2 protein-coding genes are annotated in these 7,854 nt (G+C 72.5%); both read left to right on the plus strand.

The annotated features are described in order from the left end of the window. The coding region (locus VIB55_RS07440) for an amino acid adenylation domain-containing protein (RefSeq protein ID WP_331876040.1) at window positions 1–4,272 on the plus strand (4,272 nt) is incomplete at its 5' end. Window positions 4,273–4,447: 175 nt separating this feature from the next. Continuing rightward, window positions 4,448–7,854: amino acid adenylation domain-containing protein (locus VIB55_RS07445; RefSeq protein ID WP_331876041.1), on the plus strand; the 3,407-nt coding region annotated here is incomplete at its 3' end.

Consider the following 7,854-nt stretch of genomic DNA (forward strand, 5'->3'; position numbering starts at 1 on the left):
CAGGGGATCACGCACCTCTACCAGACGGCGGCGCTCTTCAACCAGCATGTGCGCGAGCAGGTGGACGTGTACGCCGGCCTGCGCCAGCTGGTCTTCGGGGCGGAGGCCGTGGGGACGGAGAGCGTGCGCCGGATGCTGCGCGAGGGGAAGCCCGCTCGCGTGCTGCACGAGTACGGGCCGACCGAGGCGACCGTGTGGTGCACGCTCGAAGAGGTGGAGGAGGTGGCGGAGGACGCGCCCACGGTGCTGATCGGGCGGCCGATCCCGAACGCGCGCGCCTACGTCCTGGACCCGGCGGGCGAGCCGCTCCCGGTGGGAATCCCCGGGGACCTGTGCATCGGGGGCGAGGGCGTGGTGCGGGGCTACCTGGGTAGGCCGGGGCTGACGGCCGAACGCTTCGTCCCCGACCCGTTCGCCGCGGAGCCAGGCGCGCGGATGTACCGCACGGGCGACCGGGCGCGCTGGCGGGCCGAGGGAAAGCTGGAGTTCATGGGCCGCCTGGACGACCAGGTGAAGATCCGCGGCTTCCGCATCGAGCCGGGCGAGGTGGAGGCGGCGATCGCGGCGTACCCCGGGGTGCGCGAGGCCCGGGTGATGATGCGCGAGGACCAGCCCGGCGACAAGCGGCTGGTGGCGTACGTGGTGGGCAGCGTGGACCCCGACGGGCTGCGCGCGCACCTGCGCCAGGGGCTGCCGGAGTACATGGTGCCGCAGGCCGTCGTCGCCCTGGACCGGTTGCCGCTGACCCCGAACGGAAAGGTGGACCGCAAGGCGCTGCCCGTGCCCGAGTACGCGGCCGGCGCGGAAAGCTACGTGGCGCCTCGCACCCCCGTGGAAGAGGTGCTGGCGGGGATCTGGGCGCAGGTGCTGGGGGTGGACCGGGTGGGGGTGGAGGACGACTTCTTCGCGCTCGGCGGGCACTCGCTGCTGGTGACGCGGCTCCTGGCGCGGGTGCAGAACGCGCTGGGCGCCGTCGTGCCGCTGCGCGCGGTGTTCGAGGGGCCCACGGTGGCGCAACTGGCCGCGCGGGTAGAGGAGGTGCGCCGCGCCGGGCTGCCGGCGCTGCCGCCGGTGGTGCCCGCCGCGCGCACGGGGGCGCTGCCGCTCTCCTTTGCGCAGGAGCGGCTCTGGTTCATGGACCAGCTGGAGCCGGGGAGCGCCGCCTACAACGTTCCCGTGGCGGTGCGCCTGGGAGGTGCACTGGACGTGGCGGCGCTGGAGCGGGCGCTGGGCGAGATCGTCCGGCGCCACGAGGCGCTGCGGACGGTGTTCGCCGAGGTGGACGGCGCGCCGGTGCAGGTGGTGGCCCCGGCCGGCGGATTCGCCCTGCCGGTGGAGGACCTGTCGGGGCTCGGGGAGGCCGATCGCGAGGCGGAGGTCAGCCGGCGCGCCGGCGAAGAGGCGGCACGGCCGTTCGACCTTGCGGCGGGCCCGCTCTTCCGCGCGGCGCTGCTGCGCCTGGGCGCCGACGAGCACGTGCTGCTCGTGGGGATGCACCACATCGTGAGCGACGGGTGGAGCATGGGGGTACTCTTCCGCGAGCTGTCGGCGCTGTACGCGGCGTACCGCCAGGGCGGGGAGTCGCCGCTGCCGGAACTGTCGGTGCAGTACGCCGATTACGCGGTGTGGCAGCGCGAGCAGTTCGCGGGCGAGGTGCTGGACAGGCAGCTGGCGTACTGGCGGGAGCGCCTGGCCGGCGCCCCGGAACTGCTGGAGCTGCCCACCGACCATCCCCGCCCGCCGGCGCAGACGTACCGGGGCGCGATGGTTCCGGTGCAGCTCCCGCTGCAGCTGCAGGAGCGCCTGCAGGCGCTGGGGCGCAGCGAGGGCGCCACGCTGTACATGACGCTGCTCTCCGCCTACCAGGTGCTGCTGTCGAAGTATTCCGGGAGCGAGGACGTGGTGGTGGGGAGCCCCACCGCCGGGCGCACGCGCGCGGAGGTGGAGGAGCTGATCGGCTTCTTCGTCAACACGATGGTGCTGCGCACCGACCTTTCGGGAGACCCCAGCTTCCGCGAGTTGCTGGGCCGGGTGCGCGAGGCCACGCTGGGCGCGTACGAGCACCAGGAGCTTCCCTTCGAGCGCCTGGTGGCCGAGCTGCAGCCGGAGCGGTCCCGGAGCCACGCGCCGATCTTCCAGGCGTCGTTCACGATGGACGACACGCAGGGCACCGGCAGCGGGCTCGCGGAGCTGAGCATCCAGGGAGTCGGAGCGGAGCTCGGGGTCGCCAAGCTCGATCTTGCCCTGACGCTCCTTGCGACCCCCCACGGCCTGCGCGGCGGGGTGACCTACAGCACCGACCTCTTCGAGCGGGGCACCATCGAGCGCATGGTGCGGCACCTGGAGCGGGTGCTGGAGCAGGCCGCCGCGAACGCCGACGTGCGGCTCTCGCGGCTGGAGCTGCTTTCGGCCGAAGAGCGCGGCCTGGTGGTGGAGGAGTGGAACCGGACCGACGCGGAGTATCCGGCGGACCGGTGCATCCACGAGCTGTTCGAAGGCCGGGCGGCGGAGACGCCGGACGCGGCCGCGGTCCGCTTCGCCGGCGCGGCGCTCACCTACCGCGAGCTGGACCACGCCGCCAACCGGCTGGCGAACCACCTGCGGCGCCGCGGGGTGGGCCCGGAAACCCGCGTGGGCATCTGCCTGGAGCGCGGCACGGAGCTGGTCGTTTCCATCCTGGCCGTGCTCAAGGCCGGCGGCGCCTGGGTGCCGCTGGACCCGGCGTACCCGGCGGAGCGGCTGAATTTCATGCTCGCCGACTCGGGCGCCCGGCTCCTGCTCACCCGCCGTCCCCTGCCGGAGGGGCTGGCGCCGCACGCCGCCGAAGCCGTCTTCCTGGACGCCGAGCGCGAGCGCATCGAGGCCGAGAGCGCGCAGCCGCCCGCCGCCGGCGTGCTCCCCGAGAACTTGGCGTACGTCATCTACACCTCCGGCTCCACCGGCCGCCCCAAGGGCGTGCTGGTGCCGCACCGGGGACTCGCCAACGTGGCCCGGGGGCACGCCCGCGACCTGGGGGTGGAGGCCGGCGACCGGGTGCTCCAGTTCGCCTCGCCCAGCTTCGACGCTTCGGTGTTCGAGATGGTGATGGCCCTGGCCGCCGGCGCCACGCTGGTGCTGGGAACGCGCGAGACCCTGGCGCCGGGACCGGACCTCGTCCGCTTCCTTCACGACGAGAAGGTCACCGTCGCGACCCTGCCCCCCTCCGCGCTCTCCGTGCTGCCCGTGGAGGAGCTGCCGGCGCTCCGCACGCTGCTGACCGCGGGCGAGGCGTGCACGGCCGAGCTGGTGGAGCGCTGGGCCCCGGAGCGCCGCTTCTTCAACCTGTACGGGCCCACCGAGGCCACCATCTGGTCCACCACCGCGGCGTGCGCTCCGGGCGGCGGGCGGCCTCCCATCGGCCGCCCGGTGGCCAACACCCGCGCATACGTGCTCGACAGGCGTGGAGAGCCGGTGCCCGTGGGTGTGCCCGGCGAGCTGTACGTGGGAGGCGCCGGCGTAACCCGCGGCTACGCCGGCAGGCCGGCGCTGACGGCGGAGCGCTTCGTCCCCGATGCGTTCGGAGCGGCGGGAGGGCGGTTGTACCGCACGGGCGACCGGGTGCGGTGGTCGGCGAGGGGCGAGCTGGAGTTCCTGGGGCGGGTGGATGCGCAGGTCAAGATCCGGGGCTTCCGGATCGAGCCGGGCGAGATCGAGGGCGTGCTGCGGCGCAGCGAGGGAGTTTCAGAAAGCGTGGTCGTGGCCCGCGACGACGTGGCCGGTGAGAAGCAGCTGGTAGCCTACGTGGTGGGCAATGTGGACGCGGGAGCCCTGCGCGAGCACCTGCTCCGGGAGCTCCCGGAGTACATGGTGCCGTCGGCGGTGGTGGTGCTGGACGCGTTCCCGCTGACGCCGAATGGAAAGCTGGACCGCAAGGCGCTGCCGGCGCCGGACTTTGCCCCCGCCGAGGAGGGCTACGTAGCGCCGCGCACACCGACGGAGCAGGCGCTGGTGGAAATCTGGACGGAAGTGCTGCACCTGGACCGGGTGGGGGTGGCGGAGAGCTTCTTCGAGCTGGGGGGCCACTCGCTGCTGGCCACTCTGATGGTCGCGCGGGTGCAGCAGGTGTTCGGTATCGAGGTGCCGGTGCGCGCGATCTTCGACGAACCCACGATCGCCGAGATGGCCGTGCGCGTAGACGCTGCCCTGGAAGTGATGGACTCCGAGCTCGCCCAGGTAGACGCGGGGGAGATGGCGGAGATGCTCGCGCTCCTCCGCCGCTCCCCGCTCGCGTGAGCTTCCACGATCGCTCCGTCGTGCGTGCGCGAAGGCTTCGGCGGAGGTGAAGGTGCCGGCCGCCTCCGCCGGGCGGAATCCACCCGCGGCCCCGGCGTTTTCCCTCGTCCGGCCGGTTTGGCGGGGGCGAGGGATCGTACGTGTTTCAAACACCTTGCGTTACTCGTACTGGTAGATGATGAACTCCGCCGCGACTCTCGACGAACTGACGCCGGCCGAGCGCCGGGAGCTCCTGAAGATGGCGCGGGCCCGCAAGCTGGTGGGGCACCTGTCGGAGCTTCCGCCGATCGAGCCCGCGCCCCGGGACCGCCCGCTGCCGCTGTCCTTTGCGCAGGAGCGGCTCTGGTTCCTCGACCGCCTGGAGCCGGGAAGCACTGCCTACAACGCTCCCACGGGGGCCCGCCTGGCGGGTGCGCTGGACGGGCCGGCGCTGGAGCGCGCGCTGGGCGAAATCGTGCGGCGTCACGAGGTGCTGCGGACCGTCTTCGCCGAGGTGGACGGCTCGCCGGTGCAGGTGGTCCAGCCGTTCGGCGGCTTCGTCGTGCCGGTGGAGGACCTGTCGGGGCTGGGCGAGGCGGAGCGCGAGGCGGCGGTGGGGCAGTGGGTCCGGCAGCAGGCGGACCGGCCGTTCGATCTGGCCGCGGGACCGCTCTTCCGTGCGGCGCTGCTGCGGCTGGGCGACGAAGACCACGTGCTTCTCCTTTCGATGCACCACATTGTCAGCGACGGGTGGAGCATGGGGGTGCTGCTGCGGGAGTTTTCGGCACTGTACGCCGCGTACCGCGAGGGGCGTGAGTCGCCGCTGCCGGAGCTGCCGGTGCAGTACGCCGACTACGCGGTGTGGCAGCGCGAGCAGTTCACGGGCGAGGTGCTGAACCGCCAGCTGGCGTACTGGAAGGAGCGCCTGGCGGGAGCCCCGGAGTTGATGGAGCTGCCCCTGGACCGTCCCCGCCCCCCGGTGCAGACGTACCACGGCGCGTCGCTGCCGGTGGAGCTTTCCCTGGAGCTCCAGGAACGTCTCCAGGAGCTGGGTCGGAGTGACGGAACGACGCTGTTCATGACGCTGCTGGCTGCCTTCCAGGTGCTGCTGGGCAGGTACGCGGGCAGCGAAGACGTGGTGGTGGGAACCCCCATCGCCGGACGCACGCGGGGGGAGGTGGAGGGGCTGATCGGCTTCTTCATCAACACGCTGGTGCTGCGCACCGACCTCTCGGGAGACCCGTCCTTCCGCGAGGTGCTGCGGCGGGTGCGGGAGGCGACGCTGGGCGCTTACCAGCACCAGGGGCTTCCCTTCGAGAAGCTGGTGGCCGAACTGCAGCCGGAGCGGTCTCTAAGCCACTCGCCGCTCTTCCAGGTGATGTTCACCCTGCAGGAGGCGGGGGGTGGAGGAAACGCGCTTGCGGGGCTGAAGGGCGGCGGCGTCGATACCGCGACGGATCTCGCGAAGTTCGATCTTTCCCTGACGCTCGCGGCCACCCCCTTCGGCCTGCGCGGCGCGCTGAACTACGCCACGGACCTGTTCGAGCGCGGCACCGCCGAGCGGATGCTGGGCCACCTGGCGCGGGTGCTGGAGCAGGTTGCCGCGGACCCCGACGTGCGGCTCTCGCGGCTGGATCTGCTCGGCGAAGCGGAGCGCGCGCGGGTGCTGGAGGAGTGGAACCGCACGGAGGCGGCGTATCCGGCCGAGTCGTGCATCCACGAGCTGTTCCAGGCGCAGGCAGAGCGCACGCCCGATGCTGAGGCCGTGGTCTTCGAGGATCGCTCGCTCACCTACGCGGAGCTGAACGCGCGGGCCAACCGGCTGGCGCATCACCTCCGCACACTGGGCGTGGGCCCGGATGCGCGCGTGGCAGTCAGTGTCGAGCGGAGCCTTGAGATGGTCGTCTCGCTCCTCGCCGTGATGAAGGCGGGCGGGGCGTACGTGCCGCTGGACCCCGCTCACCCGGCCGAGCGGCTGGAGTACATGCTGGCCGACAGCGCGCCCGCGGCGGTGGTGACGCAGAAGCAGTTTTGGGATCGATTCGAGAACACGAGCGTCACGGTGCCGGTGATCGACCTGGATGGCGCGGAGTGGACCGACCAGCCCGCGGCGGACCCGGCGATCGAGGGATTGACGCCGGCGCACCTGGCGTATGTGATCTACACCTCCGGCTCCACCGGCCGCCCCAAGGGCGTGGCCGTCCCGCACCGCGGCGTGGTCAACCTCCTCCGCTCCATGCGCAAGACGGTGGGGATGGAGCCCGCGGATCGCCTGCTCGCGGTGACCACGTACGCGTTCGACATCTCCGTGCTCGAGATGTTCCTGCCCTTGCTCCACGGCGCGGCGGCCATCGTGCTGCCACGGGAGCGTGCCGCGGACCCGACGGCACTGGCGGAGGCCATCCGGGCGTACGCGCCCACGGTGATGCAGGCCACGCCCGCCACCTGGCGGATGCTGGTGAGCACGGAGTGGGACGGCGCGCCGGAGATGCGCGCGCTCTGCGGCGGCGAGGCGTTGCCGTCGGATCTGGCGTCGGCCCTGCGGAGCCGTGTGGGCGGGCTCTGGAACGTGTACGGGCCTACGGAGACGACCATCTGGTCGACGGCCGAGGCGGTGAGTGGCGATTCCGCCGGTGCCAGTGTGCCGATCGGGCGGCCGGTGGCGAACACGCGTGTCTACGTCCTGGATGCGGCGGGCGAGCCGGTGCCAGTGGGCGTGGCGGGCGAGCTGTACATCGGGGGTGCCGGCGTCGTGCGCGGCTACCTGGGGCGGCCGGAGCAGACGGCGGAGCGCTTCGTGGCCGATCCGTTCGGCGGCGAGCCGGGGGCGCGGCTGTACCGCACGGGCGACCTGGCGCGCTGGCGGGCGGACGGGACGATGGAGTTCATCGGCCGCACCGACTTCCAGGTGAAGGTGCGCGGCTTCCGCATCGAGCTGGGCGAGATCGAGGCGCGGCTGGCCGAGCACGCGGACGTTCGCGAGGCGGCGGTCATGGCGCGCGAAGACGTGCCGGAAGACGTGCGGCTGGTGGCGTACGTAGTGGGCGAAGTGGACGCGGAGGCACTGCGCGAGCACCTCTCCTCCGCGCTGCCGGAGTACATGGTGCCCGCCGCGTACGTGCGGCTGGACGCGCTGCCGCTCACCCCGAACGGCAAGCTGGACCGCAAGGCGCTGCCCGCGCCCGACGGAGACGCCTTTGCTTCCCGGAAGTACGAGGCGCCGGTGGGCACGATCGAGGTGGCTCTCGCGGAGATCTGGGCGGAACTGCTGAGAGTGGAGCGGGTGGGCCGCAGGGACAACTTCTTCGATCAGGGCGGCCACTCGCTGCTGGCGCTGCAGGTTCTCTCGCGGGTGCGGCAGGTGCTGAACGTGGAGGTGCCGCTCGGGGAGATGTTCCGCTCCCCGGTGCTGGCGGACCTCGCGCGCGCCATCGAGAACGCCGCCCGCACCGAGCTGCCGCCGATCGAGCGGGTGGACCGTGGCGGACGGCTTCCACTCTCCTTTCCGCAGCAGCGGCTCTGGTTCCTGGAGCAGCTGGGCGATCTCGGGAGCACGTACCACGTCACCACGCGGATGCGGCTGCAGGGAGAGCTGGACGCCGG

Origin of the sequence: Longimicrobium sp., from assembly GCF_036554565.1 — a bacterium.
Taxonomy (GTDB): domain Bacteria; phylum Gemmatimonadota; class Gemmatimonadetes; order Longimicrobiales; family Longimicrobiaceae; genus Longimicrobium.